Raw genomic sequence first — 17,412 nt, forward strand, 5'->3', positions numbered from 1 at the left:
GTAAAGAAACCAAACTAAAAGCCGTACTTTAAAAACAAAAAATCGTTTTTCGTACGGTTTTTAAGCTAAATATTTTTTATCCCATCTCTGCGTGGGCGTAATCAATATCCGTAAATTTATTGTATTGTTTCATGAAATGCAATTTGACTGTTCCAGTTGGGCCGTTACGTTGTTTTGCAATGATGATTTCGATTTCTCCATTCTCATCATTCGTTTGCGGTTCAAAACCACCATCATCGTCATCATCATCTCCGTCGCCACGATTATAATAATCATCACGGTATAAGAATGCGACAATGTCCGCATCTTGCTCAATTGACCCTGATTCACGTATATCACTCATCATTGGTCGCTTATCTTGACGTTGTTCTACACCACGTGAAAGCTGACTCAACGCAATCACAGGACACTCTAACTCACGTGCAATCGCTTTAAGCATTCGAGAAATCTCAGAAACTTCTTGTTGACGGTTATCTGACGAACGAGAACCGCTGCCTTGTATTAATTGTAAATAATCGATTACAATCATATCCAAACCGTGCTCTTGTTTAAGACGGCGGCATTTCGAACGAATATCTGTAATACGAATCCCTGGCGTATCATCGATAAAAATTTTAGTTCGTGACAATTTACCTACTGCCACAGTAAATCGATTCCAGTCTTCTTCAGTCATTGTCCCTGTACGCAAACGATTGGAATCGACATTACCAGAACTACAAATCATACGTGTCGCAAGTTGGTCTGCACCCATTTCAAGCGAGAAAATGCCCACTGTATATTGATCTTCATGTGTCGCGACTTTTTGCGCAATATTTAAAGCGAAGGCAGTCTTACCTACAGAAGGCCGGGCTGCGAGAATAATTAAATCATTTCGGTTGAATCCTGCCGTCATTTGGTCTAAATCGCGATATCCTGTAGGAATCCCAGGTGTTTGACCACTATTCTGATCGAGCTGTTCCGCATTGTCATAAACTTGTCCCAACACGTCACGAATATCTTTGAAGCCATCACTTTCACGTGTAGAAGAGAGCTCTAGAATACGACGTTCAGCATCGTTTAAGACGGTATCTAAATCTAATTCATCGTTATAGCCATCATTCGCAATACTATCTGCTGTATGAATCAACTTACGTTTAATCGCATTTTTAAAAACGACATCCGTATAATATTGAATATTACGCGTTGTCGGTACATTGGTTGTAATTTCAGCGAGATATTGTGGTCCACCCGCTTCATTCACGACACCTTCTTGTGTTAGTCGATCAAGGACAGTCACAATATCTATATCTTGTCCATCTTCGTTTAAATCCATCATGGCACGGAAAATGTGTTGATGTGCGCCACGGTAAAAAGATTCTGGCAACAACACTTCTTGTGTCGGTGACATCAATTCTGGATCTAAAAAGATTGCACCTAAGACAGACTGCTCTGCCTCATGACTGTGTGGCATTCGATTGTGTTCAAACATTTCATCCATGCCGAGGACCTCCTCATATTTGTTACATATCTTAACATATTCTATTATAAACCATACATTCCGGCAATGGTTGTCCGTTAGATGCCGTGATAAAGTATGATATAAAAAAGCTGGTGACTTTGTCGTCCCAGCTTTTTCTATGCTTATTGCTCTACAGTGTGTACACGAATTGTACCTTCCACTTCTTTATGAAGTTTAACTGGCACATTTGTATATCCTAACGCGTGAATACCTTGAGGTAGATCCATTTTTCGTTTATCTAATTTAATATCATGTTGCGCTTTAAGTGCTTCAGCAATTTGTTTCGTACTGATAGAACCGAATAATTTGCCACCTTCACCTGATTTCGCTTTAACTTCGACTTCAAGTTCACTTAATTTTTCTTTTAAAGCTTTCGCATCTTCAAGTTCTTGTTGCTTGTCTTTTTCGATACGTTTATTCTTTTGATCTAATTGTTTAAGGTTTCCAGGTGTTGCTTCTACTGCATAGCCATTTTTAATTAAGAAGTTGTTCGCGTAACCAACTGGCACCTCTTTAACTTCTCCTTGCTTACCTTTACCTTTAACATCTTGTGTGAAAATTACTTTCATGATTCGTCACTCCTATCCATTTGTTCGTTGATCACATGTTGTAATTTTTCAATGGCTTCCTCTACAGTCACACCTTCAAGTTGTGTTGCTGCATTGGTTAAATGACCACCGCCACCGAGTGCTTCCATCGTCAATTGAACATTGAATTCACCAAGTGAGCGCGCTGACATACCAATTAAGTTTTCCTCGCGTCTTGCTACAACATAGGATGCTTCTACTCCATCTAAACTTAACAGTTCATCCGCTGCCTGTGCAACTGTAACTGGGTGATAAATTTTTTGATCCGAGCCATGTGCAATCGCAATGCCATTTTCTTGCAGTTTCACAGTACGAATCAATTCTGAACGATTGATATACGTTTCTATGTCATCTTTTAAGAAATGTTGCGTTAATATCGTGTCTGCACCGTGCGCCCGTAAATAGCTCGCAGCATCGAAAGTACGTGACCCTGTACGCAATGTAAAGTTACGTGTATCGACAATAATACCTGCATACATCACTGTGGATTCGAGTCGCGTCAAACGCTGTTCTGTCGGTTGATACTCGAGTAACTCTGTAACAAGTTCTGCTGTCGAACTTGCGTAAGGTTCCATATAAATAAGTAAAGGATTGGAAATAAAGCTTTCACCACGACGATGGTGGTCAATTACGACTTTACGATTAGCTTTATTTAAAATATTTTCATCAATCACCATCTCTGGTTTATGCGTATCTACGATGACTAAAGTCGTTCTAGACGTCATCATATTCCACGCATCATCAGATGTGATAAAACGTTCTTTTAATTCTGGTTTTTCATCAATTTCATCCATCACACGGCGAAGTGTTGGATCGATGTCGGAATCATTTAACACAATATAGGCATCAAGATTATTCATCATTGCAAAGCGTGTCACACCGATTGCTGCACCGATGGCATCTAAGTCCGGGCGCTTATGACCCATTACAATCACTTTGTCGCCTTCTAATAATATATCTTTTAATGCGTGAGAAATGACGCGCGCTCTTACACGTGTCCGTTTTTCCATCGGGTCAGTCTTACCGCCATAGAAACGAACATTCCCGTTCATATTTTTAATCGCAACTTGATCTCCACCACGACCTAAAGCCAAATCTAGACCAGATTGTGACAATTCTCCAAGGTCAATTAAATTTTCAGAGCCTTCCCCAATACCAATACTGAGTGTCAATTGTGCGCGATAACCCACACTTTTTTCACGAAGCTGGCTCAAAATATCAAATTTCGTATCTTCAATGTCTCGTAAAATACGACGATTCATATAGGCAATAAATTGATCGGAACTGTATCTTTTGAAAAAGACATCGTGTTCCTGTGCCCATCGACTAATCACACGAGTGACCATAGAGTTGATTTCTGAACGTTGTGTATCATTCATATTTTGCGTTAACTCATCATAGTTATCCAAAAACAACGTTGCAATAATTGGCTGTTGATCATCGTAAGCTTGTTGTATTTCAGCTTCTTCAGTTGAATCCAAGAAATACAAAATCCCTTCATCTTCTGAATACTTCACGCGATAATGGTATGCGCCATCTTGCATCTCTATCTCTTTTGCTTTTTCAAGCTGTTTTAAAATATTAGGATAGATTTCATTAATGGGATCCGAAATCACATTGCGATCAAAACGTTCGGTCATAAAAGGGTTGACCCATTCTATCCGATCATTTTCATCCAATACGATTAACCCCATAGGCATCGTTTTGGCAGCTCTATCACTTGCGAGCGACACCTTTCCACTCAAATCATCTAAATAACGATCAAAGCGGCGATACAGCCGTCTAAAAATGAACAAACTGACGATGAGCATCACAAAAACAATGATAGCAGCTATAAAAGCCAAAAAGCGATTAAAGAAAAAGGACACACCTACAATAATCAATGCTGTCATCGTAATTACAAGGAACGGAACAATCAGTGCTTTCTTCATTGAATGACGGTTCATCTTGTTTGTCACCTCTTATCGTTTTTAATCATACTTTTTAAATTTAAACCAAGATCTAATAAACCAATCAAACGTGTCATTGGATAAAAAATAATACCTAACACAATAAAGATGACAGACACAGCAACTGGCATTCGTTTTATTGTCGTAAAGTAATGTATAAAACTTAAACCTTGAATGACTAATAAGAAACCTAATACAATTTGAAAATTAATACCGATACTATTGATTGTTGTGGCAGGTTCTGTTGTCACACTGACCAACAACGCAATGGCGTAAATAATAAATAAAGAACGTTTCATTTGCCATAAATATAATGGACGAAAAACAGGCGTTGCAATTTTAAATTTACGTAAGATTGGAAAGATAATCATCAACGTAACGATCAAATAAATTGCAATCGTAACAACAATCATAGCTGGCAATTGAACTGCCAACTGATGTACAGAGTTATTTAAAACCTCTCTTGCCTGTTGATCTAAATTTTGCATCTCAATCATTTGATTAACGATTTTTTGATAAGGTTCTAATAACACTTGTGCATAAGGTAATTGTTTTAAACCTTGCAAAATCATGATAGCTCCGATTGTAATGATGCTCGTCACAAGTGTTGCGACATACAAAATATGTTCTTTTGAGGCACGTTGTTTAAGCAATTGTGCAATCACTGCACTCAATGCTAATAGAATGATCATAAAGGTCATTACAAACAAGTCACCTGTTAATGTTGAGACTAATATCGTAATTAAAGTAGCCAATCCAAAAGAATGGATGGAACGGTACCATAATATGATTCCTGGTAAGGTTGCAAAACATGCGATAATCACGACTGACCATGGCATAAAATGCAATACTAAAGCCACCACTAATAAGGCTATTGTGCCGATTAGGGTTTCTTTAGGCTTAATTTTAGAAAACAAAGACGCCACTTCCAAACTAATTTATTCTATAACTTCTATTTTACAAGCTTTGTAATATGAATACAATTTGTGTTGATGAGATGACAAAGCTTTACATCCCCCTCAAACGCAAAGAAAAGCTATATTTTAGCTATTATCCCTAAAATACAGCTTATTGTCTAGTATTTCTAGTTTACGCAATTATAACAAATAGATAACATTATCGTCTAAAGTTAGCGTCGAAAGCGCGAAACTTTTAAGAAATGATATAAATAGGGCGCCCAGTCATTAAAATTAAGCAAAAAGCCATCATGACCAACATTATCAGGCACAAAAAAATGACGATGGTATTTAAAGTGCTCACCAAGTGCAGCAACTTGATCATCGGGGTACAACAAATCATCGGTAAAACCAAGTGTCAGCACTTTTGTATTCAATGATTGATACTCCTTGTCCACATTTTCTCTTCCTCTATAAATATCATGGCTATCCAAGACGTCGAGCAATGTTAAATAACACTGTAAGTCAAATTGTTCTTTAAATTTATCACCTTGATATTTTTGATATGTGACAACTTCGTCAGGAGTAAAACGGGCTTCATAACTTTTAGATGAACGATACGTCAAGAAACCGAGTTGACGCGCAATACTTAACCCTTCTTTACCTGCTAAATGGATGGCTTGTCTCGCAATTTCATTAAATGCACGGCTATACGAAGATGTCTTTGCAGTCGCCGCAAGAATCACTGCTTTTTCCACTTCAAATTTATGACGATAGAGGAGCTCTAGTGCTTGCATACCGCCTAAAGAACCGCCTATGAGTACATTGATCTTACGGAAACCTAAAGCTTCAATTCCTTTTTCAAGCGCACGGGCAATATCGCGCATTGTAAGGTGCTGAGGAAAATTTTGATCTGTTACACGTGAGCTAGAACCGAATGGACTACCAATAACATTAAAAGTAAGAAACTGATAATCATGAAGCGGCATGTAACCACCGTCAATAATCTCACGCCACCACCCTGGATTTTCCTCTGTTCCGTATGTTAAATGATTGCCTGTCAACGCATGACAAACAAGTACTAAAGGTTGACCTGGGTAGCCTACATATTCATATTGAAGCTTTAAATTTTCAATTTTCTCTCCAGATTCAGTCGTAAAAGCGCCTAACTCTAATGTGTCAACTCGATAATTCATCATTTTAGTATGCCCTCCCTCTAAAATTCAAAAAAAGGTTGTATTACCGCAATAACGGTAATACAACCTTTGTAAGCCTATCTAGTTAACTTATCATCCGCAATGGTTGGTCGTAGCACCGTACTTATCAATAAGTGGTTGCTGAAGCGTCACAGGGCCAAATCCCTCAACTTCTCTTAATAAGTATATTTTTGTTTTTTATCATACCTCATTCATTATCGACATGCAAACGATTATTAGAATAATCCGGCTATTCTTAATAATGCGACACTTATCATGCCTACAATAACTGTTATTGTTAAACTTCTGAGCCAAAAAGCACTAATGACAGTGGGAATAAGGGCTAAGGCAAAGTTCCAGTTTAATGTATAACCCATCACACCTTTATGTTGCTGGATTAAACCATCCATGACTAAAGCTGTGAAAAGTGTGATTGGAATGAAAGTGAGCCATTTTAAAACTTTATCAGAAAGCTGTACACGAGAAATCATCAAAAGTGGTGTAATACGTAAAAGTAAAGTGACAATTCCCGAACCTATAATCGCCAATAAGATATAAAGCGTCATCGGTCAATCACCATCCCTATTGCCGCAGTGATCGTAGACGCGAATAAAATTGCTAAATAGGAAGACATGACCATACTTAGCGATAGCATCATAACAATGACAATAAGCATCAATAACAAATAAGTACGCATTTTTGACTTGGTGATACCTTCAAATTGTGCAATCGTTAAAAATACAAACATCGCTATAATGGCATAATCTAAACCAAATGCATCTGGATTTTTAAAAAAGTTTCCAAGTAACGCCCCTAAAATAGAGACAAAAATCCAAAATAAGTAGGCTGTTAAATTTAGTCCATACATCCAATTGCGCGTTATGGGAAGATCTTTTGAATGAGGCGTAATGGCCACAGCAAAAGTCTCATCAGTGAGTAGCGCGCCTACCCCCACTCTATGAAGTAAGCTTTCCTGCTTAAAATTATTTGCTAATGTCATACTCAATAGGAACATGCGACTATTTACGATTAACGTTGTCAGTACAATAATCCAAACTGGTGTATGAACAACCATTAAAGCGACAATAATAAACTGAGCAGCTCCGGCATAAACAAGCATCGATAACATTACGATTTCGAGTAAACCAAAACCAGAAGCAACACCGACAACACCAAAGGAAAATCCTATCCCTGCATAGCCTAACAAAGTTGGAATACATTCTTGTACGCCTTGCTTAAAAGTTGTATGCGACACCATGACACATCCCTTCTAAAAAAATTAATCTTATTATAATACAAGATTATCAAATTCTCTATTAGGTTAGTCTAACGTCATAGCGTCCGAAGTCTAACGATTGTGTTAAAAAGGCTTAACAAAGGCGTTTAAAAAAATAAAATTTTCAGACTTTTTAACTGTTGTAAAAGTAGTATAATATCATTTTATCTATTTACATGCTCAAAAATAGAGCGAGACAGAAACCATTTTGATTTCGTTGTCCCGCTCTAGCAAATATAAAGACGTATATCTCTTAAACGCTAACTCTAATTTTATATCATTAATAAAACGATAATCTTAATTATTCTTCTACAACTGTTTCAAGGTTAAGTTCGATTTTAACGTTTTTACCTATAAAGACACCGCCTGTTTCTAAAGGTGCATTATAAGTAAGGCCGTAGTCTTCGCGGTTAAGTTCACCTTTTAACGTAAACCCTGCATTTGTATCGCCACTTAGAGGGTTTTTACCTGAGCCATTGACATAAAGCTCAAATTCCTCATTTTGAGTATGGCCTTTAAAAGTCACTTCAACTTGTGCTTTGTAGTGATCTCCCGCTGGCTCAATCGTTTTTGTTGTAAACTTAATTTCTGGGTATTGTTTTGCATCAAAAAAGTCTTCGCTTTGCAAATGGTCATCTCGATCTCTTACATACGTATCGATAGAGTTCACTTGAATTGTTCCTTTTGCTTGTAAAGATGTCGGCTCGTCTAAATCGCCTTCAATCTCAAATTGATAGTCATGAAATTGACCTTTCAATGTATTAACCATCATATGTTGAATTGCAAATCCCACGTGACTATGTGCTGGATCAACTTTAAAATGTGCCATTAAAATACCTCCTTAAAAAATACGCATCTCTAGAATATTTACCCTAAAGATGCGTATTCAATCATGTTATATTTACTTTGGCTCAATCACAGTTTGACCGCCCATAAACGGCACTAACGCTTCTGGTACAGTAATCGTACCGTCCTCATTTTGATAGTTTTCAACAATAGCCGCAAATGTACGACCTACCGCTAAACCAGAACCATTTAATGTATGAACATATTCAGGTTTCGCATCTTTATCGCGTTTAAAACGGATATTAGCACGACGCGCTTGGAAGTCTGTACAGTTTGAACAAGAGCTAATTTCTTTGTAGTCATTGTAACTTGGTAACCAAACTTCTAAATCATATGTTTTACTAGCACCAAAACCAATATCTCCTGTGCATAAAATGACACGACGATAAGGTAATTGAAGCGCTTCAAGAATCGCTTCAGCATTAGTCGTCATTTCTTCCAAAGCATTCCATGAGTCTTCTGGCTTTTCAATTCTAACCATCTCTACTTTATTGAACTGATGCAAACGAATGAGTCCACGAGTGTCACGTCCGGCAGAACCCGCTTCACTTCTAAAACATGCAGATTGGCCTGTGAATTTTTCAGGTAAGACACCCGGCTGGATAATTTCATCTCTATAATAATTTGTCAATGGCACTTCTGCTGTTGGAATCGTATAAAGACCTTCTTTTTCTACTTTAAATAAATCTTCTTCAAATTTTGGTAATTGTCCTGTACCATACATCGCTTTAGCATTTACAAGTTGAGGTACCATCATTTCTGAATAACCATGTTGTGTCGTATGCATCGTAATCATAAAGTTCATTAAAGCACGTTCTAATTTTGCGCCATCATTTGTTAAATAGACAAAGCGTGCGCCTGATACGCGTGCTGCACGGTCAAAGTCAGCCATTTTTAAAGTTTCTACAAGATCCCAATGGGGTTTCGCTTCAAAGTTAAATTCACGTGGTGTGCCCCATTTTTTCAACTCAACATTTTCACTGTCATCTTTACCTTCAGGGACATCATCATGAATTAGGTTAGGAATGCGAGAAAGTTTGTCTTTTAAAGTATCGTCAACTTCTTTAAGTTGTGCATCGATCGCTTTAATTTTCTCCCCTACTTCACGTTGTGCTTTAATCGCATCATCTGCATTTTCTTTGCTTCGTTTTTTTTCTGCGATTTGTTGTGATGCTTTATTACGCTCTGCTTTTAAATCTTCTGTTTGTTGAATCAAGTCACGACGTTGCTGATCTAATGTCAAAACCTCTTCCACAACAGCAGGATCCATACCTCTTAAAGCAATTTTCTCTTTAACTTTTTCCTTCTCACTTCTAAATAATTTAATGTCTAACATATGCCAACTTCCTTTCACAAGTTTTTTAAAATTTAAGATGAGGAAACATCACGAAAATAAAAAAACCACATCCCCAACACAAGGGACGTGGTTTTGACGCGTTGCCACCCTATTTAACAGACACCATCATATGGTCTGCACTCTTACAAAAGTTAACGGTTTGACCCGAATTGTTTACATACGTGGATAGATTTCATATAGTGCTGTACATTTGTTTTCACCAACCACAAACTCTCTTATTCCATTCCTATATTACTTATTCCACAAACAATGTACTCTATTAATTTACATTTAATATATCAAAGAAAATTTTGAATAGCAAGCTTAATTCTGATATGCCACATTTTGTAAATAATTTGCTACATTTTCAATATCTCGATGGAATTGACGATCTTCCTTGATTGAAGGGACAATTTTTCGTAAAGCCGTAAACTTTTCATATGTTTTAGGTGATAATTGAGACACATTTTTAAATTCTACGGCTTGAAGCGCAATAATTGCTTCAATTGCGATAACACGACGTACATTTTCTAATATTTGATAACCATGGCGTGAGGCGATCGTTCCCATGGATACATGGTCTTCTTGGTTAGCCGAAGATGGGATAGAATCGACACTCGCTGGATGGGCTAATGTTTTATTCTCTGATACTAGGCTGGCTGCAGCATACTGCATAATCATTGCGCCACTTTGTAGACCTGGCTCAGGACTTAAGAAAGGGGGGAGCCCACCGTTCAATTGTGGATTAACTAATCGTTCAAGACGTCTTTCAGATACATTACCGAGTTCGCTTGTTCCAATTTTTAAAAAGTCGAGTGCAAATGCGACAGGTTGACCGTGAAAGTTACCCCCAGAAATCACGCGGGTTTCATCATTTTCATCAAAGATGAGCGGATTATCATTCGCTGCATTCATTTCAAATTCTAATTTTTCACGTACGTAATTGAAGACTTGAAAGCTGGCCCCATGAATTTGAGGAATACAACGTAATGTATAAGGATCTTGGACACGAATTTCCCCTTGGCGTGTAGTCAATTGGGAGCCTTCCAACCAGTCTAACATCCGTCCTGCTACCGCGACTTGCTCTTCGAAATTACGCACTCTATGTACCGCTTCATGATAAGCATCTGTAATACCATTCAAAGCTTGATGTGTTAAAGCAGCTACCCATTCTGCTTGATAAGCAAGACTCTCTGTCTCAATAAATGTAATCACACCTTGTGCAGTCATAGCTTGTGTTCCATTTATCAATGCTAAGCCTTCTTTAGCTTGAAGTGCCAAAGGATTGCGGTCAAGACGTTTTAAGACATCCGAGCTGTCTAAAACCTCACCTTGGTATTCGACTTTGCCTTCTCCGATTAAAGCTAAAGCGAGATGAGACAATGGCGCTAAATCACCCGATGCGCCTAAAGAACCTTGTTGCGGAATCACTGGAATGATTCGATTATTAATAAAAAAGACAAGCTGATCAACTAGGTCAGTTGTGACACCAGAATGACCTTTCAATAAAGTATTAAGACGTAAGACCATCATCACTAAAGCGACACGTTGCGCAAAAGGTTGACCGACCCCACAAGCATGTGAACGAATCAGATTGACTTGTAATTCATTATATTTTTGTTGATCAATTAATACGTCACTGAATAACCCAAAGCCTGTCGTAATCCCGTACACTGTTTCCTTATTTTCAATAATGCGCTCCACAATCGCACGGCTTCTTTTGACACGCTCACGTGCCTCTTCACTAATTTCAATTTGATCCCCAGTAGCTAGAAATTGGCGAATCGCTTCAATTGTGAGTTGATTCCCATTTAGACGTAAAGTCATCATTATCCACCCCTATCATATATTAGCCTTTGATGCGCATCGGACATCTTTTTGCTCGTCTACTCACCTTTGATGCTGTCCCATCCCCATCACACTTAATAATCAGTATAGGATTCTTAAATCGCTTAAACAATAGTTTTCATAATATTCGTAACATGGTATTAAATTAATCTTTTAACGTGTTAAACAAATAAGAAGAGACTTAATCATTCTCTTTTAGTACAAGGTCAAGGTCGAACCGAAGACGAAATTCATTTGAGTGAAAGCGATATATTAATTCTATTCAGCATTTTGATCTCAAAATGATAAAAATATCTAAAGGCTAACCGCATGACATCAGCCTTTCCTATTGCCGGTAAGCATGACCGCATTCTAGAAGCTTTGAATTGGTATTGACGAAAGGACAAACCAGGTATAATATATCTTGTTGTAATAATGGAAATTCCAGATAGGAGGGTCACAAACGTGAAAACATTGTCAGCTGTCAGCATACCTAAACGTAAGCGTGACACGCATAAAGGAGACTACGGTCGTATACTCTTAATTGGTGGCAATGCCAATCTTGGTGGTGCGATTATGATTGCAGCACGTGCGTGTGTTTACAGTGGTGGTGGATTAATTACAGTCGCAACTCATCCAACAAATCATGTTGCACTTCATTCGCGCTGTCCAGAGGCTATGGTCATAGATATTAATGATACGAAAAAACTGACAAAGATGATTGAAGTTTCAGATTGTATTTTAATTGGTCCAGGTTTGGGTCTTGATTTTAAAGACAATAATGCGATGACATTCCTTTTACAAAATATTCAACCCCACCATACGCTCATTGTGGATGGCGATGCGATATCAATTGTAAGTAAATTAAAACCTGAAATTCCAGCTTGCAATGTCATCTACACACCACATCAGAAAGAGTGGGAGCGTTTGAGTGGCATTCCAATAGAAGAACAAACTTATGAACGAAATCGAGAAGCCGTCGATCGTCTTGGGGGCACAGTTGTCCTAAAGAAACATGGAACAGAAATTTTCTTTAAAGACGAAGAATATCAATTACAAATTGGCAACCCTGCGATGGCGACAGGCGGAATGGGGGATACCCTTGCTGGAATGATAACAAGCTTTGTAGGTCAATTTGACAATCTTGTTGATGCAATTACCAGTGCCACATACACACATAGTTATATAGGAGAAAAACTTTCTCAGGAAATGTATGTTGTACCCCCTTCAAGAATGATTGACGAAATTCCTTATGCAATGAAACAATTGGAAGATTAAAATATCATTCTTCGTTAATGCATGAAGCGGTCGAAATCCTTTGATGCTGTTTTCATGACTCTGTTCAATTAAAAAAGAAGCGGCGGTGATTCCCAATAGAATCATCGTCGCTTCTTAATTTATCTCATTTTATTCATCTTCATTTTCAATATCTTCATTAACACGATCCATAAAATCTTGTCTTAACGTTTCTCGTTCTTCTGTGTCGTTGTCGCTCACTTCAGGCGCTTCTGTATGAATTGTAGCACCAGGTACATCGTCTTCAATAACAGTCTCTGTCTCTGATTCTAGTTCATCATTTTCCGCTTCAAGATTTTCTGGTTCTTTTTTCACTTTAGCCACTGTAGATACAAACTGTTCATCATCTAGGCGAATTAAACGTACACCTTGAGCCATACGTCCATTCACTGAAATATCGCTCACTTCCATACGAATAATCACACCTTGGTTTGTAACAACCATTAAATCTTCATCACCTTCAACCGTTGCAATACATACGAGTTGACCGTTTCGCTCTGTCAATTTGGCCGTTTTAACACCCATACCACCACGGTTAGACAAACGGTACTCTTCAATAGAGGTACGTTTACCGTAACCTTTTTCAGTGACTACTAAAATCTCATCATGACTTTCCTCATTCGTAACGCCTAAGCCAATAACCTCGTCACCATCGCGAAGCTTAATCCCTTTGACGCCCGCTGCGATACGACTCATGGAACGTACATCTGTTTCTTTAAAGCGGATAAGAGAAGCATCAGCTGTACCAATCAAAATATGTTTTTCGCCATCAGTTAAACGTACAGCTACTAACTCATCATCATCTCTAAATTTAATCGCAATCTTACCATTACGGTTGATACGGTTAAAGTTACTCAATGCAGAACGTTTAATCAAACCTTTTTTCGTTACAAATACAAGGAAGTCTTCTTCAGACTCTAAATCTTTAACAGCTATCATTGTGCTGATATTTTCGTCACTTTCAAGTTCTATCGCATTCACAATAGGAATACCTTTAGACTGACGTGAGAGTTCTGGCACTTCATAACCTTTGAGTTTGTAGACCCGACCTTTATTCGTAAAGAACAAGATATGGTCGTGCGTACTCGTTGTAACCAACTGACTCACAAAATCATCTTCTAACGTATTCATACCTTGTACACCACGACCACCACGATTTTGTGAGCGATATGTTGATGCCGGTAAACGTTTGATATAGTTATTGTGACTCAATGTAATAACAATTTGTTCTTCTGGAATAAGATCTTCATCTTCAAGTCGATCTATACCGCCAAGTTGAATTTCAGTACGTCTGTCATCACCATATTTTTCTTTAATTTCGGTAAGCTCTTCACGAACAAGTGCTAATAACTTTTCTTCATCTGCTAAGATTGCTTCTAATTCTTCAATATAGGCAAGAAGTTCGTTATATTCGTTTTCAATTTTATCTCGTTCTAAGCCTGTCAGACGTCTTAAACGCATATCAAGAATTGCTTGGGCTTGACGTTCAGAAAGTTCAAAACGTGATTGTAAGCTTTCCATTGCCACCTTATCTGTTTCAGATTCTCGAATAATTGTAATAATCTCATCGATATGATCTAGTGCAATTCTTAAACCTTCTAGTATATGCGCACGGTCTTTTGCTTTACGTAAGTTATAAGCTGTGCGACGACGAACTACTTCTTTTTGGTGCTCTAAATAGTGATACAACGCTTGTTTCAAGTTAATTAATTTCGGTCTACCGTTAACGAGCGCAATCATATTGACACCAAATGAAGTTTGAAGGGGCGTTTGTTTATACAAGTTGTTCAATATCACACTTGCATTCGCATCTTTACGAATATCAATAACGATACGAACCCCTGTACGTAAACTCGTTTCATCACGTAAATCTGTAATGCCTTCAATTTTTTTATCGCGTACTAATTCAGCAATTTTTTCAATCATACGTGCTTTATTGACTTGGAATGGAATTTCCGTCACAACGATACGTTCACGGCCTCCACCACGTGATTCAATTTCAGCTTTAGCTCTCATAATAATAGAGCCACGGCCTGTTTCATACGCACGTCGAATACCACTTTTGCCTAGAATTAAGCCTGCCGTTGGGAAGTCTGGGCCTTGAATATTTTCCATTAATTCATTAATGGTAATGTCTGGATTATGACTTAAACTTAGGACACCATCAATGACTTCGCGCATATTGTGTGGTGGGATATTCGTTGCCATACCTACCGCAATCCCTGAAGCCCCGTTAACCAGTAAATTTGGGAAACGTGACGGTAACACACTTGGTTCGCGTTCATTTCCGTCATAGTTATCAATAAAATCAATCGTATCTTTATTAATATCACGCAACAGTTCTAAGGCAAGTTTTGTCATACGCGCTTCAGTGTAACGCATTGCTGCTGCGCCGTCACCATCCATAGAACCAAAGTTACCTTGTCCGTCTACAAGTGGATAACGATAGCTGAAATCCTGTGCCATACGGACCATTGCTTCATAAATAGAAGAGTCCCCATGTGGATGATATTTACCCATTACATCCCCTACGATACGGGCAGATTTTTTATACGGTTTGTCTGGCGTCATACCTTGCTCATTGAGGCCGTATAAAATACGACGATGTACAGGTTTTAAACCATCTCTGACATCTGGCAAAGCACGAGACACAATAACACTCATGGCATAATCCAAAAACGATTCTCGCATCTCTTTGCTGATATTACGTTCATTAATTCTTGATTCAGGTGTTTCAGCCATCAAGATATCCTCCTTCTCATTTTCCAATTCTCATTCTAGAAATCTAGGTTGGCATATACGGCATTATCTTCAATGAACTGACGACGATTTTCGACGACATCGCCCATCAACATTTCAAATGTCTGATCCGCTTCGATTGCATCATCTAAAGTCACTTGAAGCATTGCACGGTTTTCAGGATTCATTGTTGTTTCCCATAATTGGTCTGCATTCATTTCCCCTAAACCTTTATAACGTGCAATTGACCATTTTGGCGTTGGATTAAGTCTTTCTTTTAATTTATCCAATTCACGGTCATTAAAGACATAATATTTTTGTTTCCCCTGTGTTAACTTGTACAATGGTGGTTGTGCGATATAAACATAACCAGCTTCAATAAGTGGGCGCATAAAACGATAAAAGAACGTCAATAAAAGCGTCCGAATATGTGCACCGTCGACATCCGCATCAGTCATAATGACAATCTTATGGTAACGGGCTTTTGAAATATCGAATTCTCCGCCGATACCTGTTCCAAATGCAGTGACCATTTGACGAATTTCGTTGTTATTCAAAATCTTATCTAAACGTGCTTTTTCAACGTTTAAAATTTTCCCTCTTAAAGGTAAAATCGCTTGCGTACGTGAGTCTCGACCTGATTTTGTAGACCCCCCGGCAGAGTCACCCTCTACTAAGAAAATCTCACTTTCAGATGGATCTTTACTTGAGCAGTCTGCTAACTTACCTGGCAAGCTTGAAATATCAAGCGCAGACTTACGACGTGTGACTTCACGCGCTTTTTTCGCAGCGATACGTGCACGAGAAGCCATAATCCCTTTTTCGATGATAATGCGTCCAATTTGTGGATGCTCGTATAAGAAACGTTCAAAAAGCTCTGAGAATACGCGATCAACAATTTGACGAACCTCAGAGTTGCCTAATTTTGTTTTTGTTTGTCCTTCAAACTGAGGGTCTCCATGCTTGATGGAAACGATAGCAGTTAAACCTTCTCGCGTATCTTCACCTGACAAGCGTTCTTTCTCATCTTTGATTAACTTATTTTGAGATCCATAATTATTTAACACTCTCGTTAACGCACGTTTAAAGCCATCTTCATGCGTCCCACCTTCATATGTGTGGATATTATTTGCGTAAGTCAGTAAATTTGTCGCAAAACCACTGTTATATTGAATAGCGATTTCGACTTCAATGTCATCGCGTGTCTCATGAACATAAATAGGTTCTTCATGTAATGGCTCTTTATTCTCGTTTATAAGCTCGACATACGACTTTATTCCACCTTCATAGTGGTAACTATCCTCACGAATTTCTTCTTCGTCACGCTCGTCTCTGAGCGTAATACGGATACCTTTATTTAAAAAGGCTAATTCACGAATACGTTTTTGCAAAGTTTCATAGTTATACACTGTCGTTTCTTGGAATATCGTTTCATCTGCCTTAAAACGAATAACCGTTCCTGTTTGATCTGTATCACCAATTTGTTTCAAATCAAATGCAGGTACACCCATGTGGTAGGCTTGATGGTGAATACGTCCATTTCTATGAACGTAAACTTCTAACGTCTCACTCAATGCATTTACAACAGATGAACCTACACCGTGTAAACCACCTGAAACTTTATAGCCACCGCCGCCAAATTTCCCACCAGCGTGTAATACAGTTAAAATAACTTCTACAGCAGGACGTCCCATTTTTTCTTGAATATCGACAGGAATACCGCGTCCATTATCTGTAACTTTAATCCAATTGTCTTTTTCGATGATCACTTCAATATCATCCGCATATCCTGCAAGTGCTTCATCAATACTGTTATCGACAATTTCCCAAACAAGATGATGTAGACCACGTTCTGAAGTAGAACCAATATACATACCTGGTCGCTTACGTACCGCTTCAAGTCCTTCTAAAACTTGAATCTGACTCGCACCATAATTTTCCGAGTTGTTCACATCAGCCAATGCTT

At 38.2% G+C, this 17,412-nt stretch carries 13 protein-coding genes, 1 riboswitch and 1 other annotated feature; of the genes, 1 reads left to right on the forward strand and 12 read right to left on the reverse strand.

The features are described from left to right. Positions 1 to 76: 76 nt before the first annotated feature. The 10 genes from dnaB to hutH form a co-directional block, all read right to left on the reverse strand. A complete protein-coding gene (gene dnaB / locus C1H58_RS03800) occupies positions 77 to 1,477 on the reverse strand; it encodes a replicative DNA helicase (RefSeq protein WP_165545390.1) in 1,401 nt (466 codons plus the stop codon). 143 nt (positions 1,478 to 1,620) lie between these two features. Continuing rightward, complete coding sequence (rplI, locus tag C1H58_RS03805) at positions 1,621 to 2,067, reverse strand: 50S ribosomal protein L9 (protein ID WP_050344919.1); 447 nt, start codon at positions 2,065 to 2,067, stop codon at positions 1,621 to 1,623. Then, entirely contained in the window at positions 2,064 to 4,031 is a 1,968-nt protein-coding gene (locus C1H58_RS03810) for a DHH family phosphoesterase (protein WP_165545391.1), read from the reverse strand. Before C1H58_RS03810 ends, rplI begins: the two co-directional genes overlap by 4 nt. 8 nt (positions 4,032 to 4,039) lie before the next feature. After that, positions 4,040 to 4,951, reverse strand: a complete 912-nt coding sequence (locus tag C1H58_RS03815) for a DUF2232 domain-containing protein (protein ID WP_165545392.1) — start codon at positions 4,949 to 4,951, stop codon at positions 4,040 to 4,042. A 212-nt stretch (positions 4,952 to 5,163) separates the two neighbouring features. After that, positions 5,164 to 6,129, reverse strand: a complete 966-nt coding sequence (metX, locus tag C1H58_RS03820) for a homoserine O-acetyltransferase MetX (protein ID WP_165545393.1) — start codon at positions 6,127 to 6,129, stop codon at positions 5,164 to 5,166. A gap of 84 nt (positions 6,130 to 6,213) precedes the next feature. Beyond that, a riboswitch (SAM riboswitch) is annotated at positions 6,214 to 6,312 on the reverse strand. Positions 6,313 to 6,362: 50 nt separating this feature from the next. Continuing rightward, positions 6,363 to 6,692 carry an AzlD domain-containing protein gene (locus tag C1H58_RS03825; protein WP_060829127.1) on the reverse strand — a complete coding sequence of 110 codons (330 nt, stop codon included), beginning with the start codon at positions 6,690 to 6,692 and terminating at the stop codon, positions 6,363 to 6,365. Further along, positions 6,689 to 7,384 carry an AzlC family ABC transporter permease gene (locus C1H58_RS03830; protein WP_060829126.1) on the reverse strand — a complete coding sequence of 232 codons (696 nt, stop codon included), beginning with the start codon at positions 7,382 to 7,384 and terminating at the stop codon, positions 6,689 to 6,691. Before C1H58_RS03830 ends, C1H58_RS03825 begins: the two co-directional genes overlap by 4 nt. Positions 7,385 to 7,703: 319 nt before the next feature. Beyond that, positions 7,704 to 8,231 (reverse strand): YceI family protein, encoded by a 528-nt coding sequence (locus C1H58_RS03835; RefSeq protein ID WP_165545394.1) that lies wholly within the window; start codon positions 8,229 to 8,231, stop codon positions 7,704 to 7,706. A 72-nt stretch (positions 8,232 to 8,303) separates the two neighbouring features. Further along, on the reverse strand, positions 8,304 to 9,584 hold the full coding sequence (gene serS, locus C1H58_RS03840; RefSeq protein ID WP_050344913.1) for a serine--tRNA ligase: 1,281 nt from the start codon (positions 9,582 to 9,584) through the stop codon (positions 8,304 to 8,306). 78 nt (positions 9,585 to 9,662) lie between these two features. Beyond that, positions 9,663 to 9,862, reverse strand: a binding site (T-box leader). Between the two features lie 46 nt (positions 9,863 to 9,908). After that, positions 9,909 to 11,411, reverse strand: a complete 1,503-nt coding sequence (gene hutH / locus C1H58_RS03845; protein ID WP_165545395.1) for a histidine ammonia-lyase — start codon at positions 11,409 to 11,411, stop codon at positions 9,909 to 9,911. A 435-nt stretch (positions 11,412 to 11,846) separates the two neighbouring features. Between hutH and C1H58_RS03850 the strand changes: the two genes are divergently transcribed. Then, a complete protein-coding gene (locus tag C1H58_RS03850; RefSeq protein ID WP_207554685.1) occupies positions 11,847 to 12,689 on the forward strand; it encodes an NAD(P)H-hydrate dehydratase in 843 nt (280 codons plus the stop codon). A gap of 129 nt (positions 12,690 to 12,818) precedes the next feature. On the opposite strand, the gene gyrA is transcribed toward C1H58_RS03850, so the two are convergent. Both gyrA and gyrB read right to left on the reverse strand, forming a co-directional pair. Further along, positions 12,819 to 15,449: a DNA gyrase subunit A gene (gyrA, locus tag C1H58_RS03855; RefSeq protein ID WP_165545397.1), complete on the reverse strand. Its 2,631-nt coding sequence runs from the start codon at positions 15,447 to 15,449 to the stop codon at positions 12,819 to 12,821. A 35-nt stretch (positions 15,450 to 15,484) separates the two neighbouring features. After that, the gene (gyrB, locus tag C1H58_RS03860) at positions 15,485 to 17,407 is read right to left on the reverse strand and encodes a DNA topoisomerase (ATP-hydrolyzing) subunit B (protein ID WP_050344910.1); all 1,923 of its coding nucleotides are present in this window, start codon (positions 17,405 to 17,407) and stop codon (positions 15,485 to 15,487) included. Positions 17,408 to 17,412: the final 5 nt, after the last annotated feature.

The organism is Staphylococcus sp. 191 (genome assembly GCF_011174885.1).
GTDB classification, from domain to species: domain Bacteria; phylum Bacillota; class Bacilli; order Staphylococcales; family Staphylococcaceae; genus Staphylococcus; species Staphylococcus coagulans.

What these genes read in the sequence shown, in the direction of transcription:
- gyrA (WP_165545397.1), bottom strand. Translation starts at nt 15,449, where the DNA reads ATGGCTGAAACACCTGAATCAAGAATTAATGAACGTAATATCAGCAAA.
- dnaB (WP_165545390.1), bottom strand. Translation starts at nt 1,477, where the DNA reads ATGGATGAAATGTTTGAACACAATCGAATGCCACACAGTCATGAGGCA.
- C1H58_RS03850 (WP_207554685.1), top strand. Translation starts at nt 11,847, where the DNA reads ATGGAAATTCCAGATAGGAGGGTCACAAACGTGAAAACATTGTCAGCT.
- C1H58_RS03835 (WP_165545394.1), bottom strand. Translation starts at nt 8,231, where the DNA reads ATGGCACATTTTAAAGTTGATCCAGCACATAGTCACGTGGGATTTGCA.
- hutH (WP_165545395.1), bottom strand. Translation starts at nt 11,411, where the DNA reads ATGACTTTACGTCTAAATGGGAATCAACTCACAATTGAAGCGATTCGC.
- C1H58_RS03825 (WP_060829127.1), bottom strand. Translation starts at nt 6,692, where the DNA reads ATGACGCTTTATATCTTATTGGCGATTATAGGTTCGGGAATTGTCACT.
- serS (WP_050344913.1), bottom strand. Translation starts at nt 9,584, where the DNA reads ATGTTAGACATTAAATTATTTAGAAGTGAGAAGGAAAAAGTTAAAGAG.
- rplI (WP_050344919.1), bottom strand. Translation starts at nt 2,067, where the DNA reads ATGAAAGTAATTTTCACACAAGATGTTAAAGGTAAAGGTAAGCAAGGA.
- C1H58_RS03810 (WP_165545391.1), bottom strand. Translation starts at nt 4,031, where the DNA reads ATGAACCGTCATTCAATGAAGAAAGCACTGATTGTTCCGTTCCTTGTA.
- C1H58_RS03830 (WP_060829126.1), bottom strand. Translation starts at nt 7,384, where the DNA reads ATGGTGTCGCATACAACTTTTAAGCAAGGCGTACAAGAATGTATTCCA.
- metX (WP_165545393.1), bottom strand. Translation starts at nt 6,129, where the DNA reads ATGATGAATTATCGAGTTGACACATTAGAGTTAGGCGCTTTTACGACT.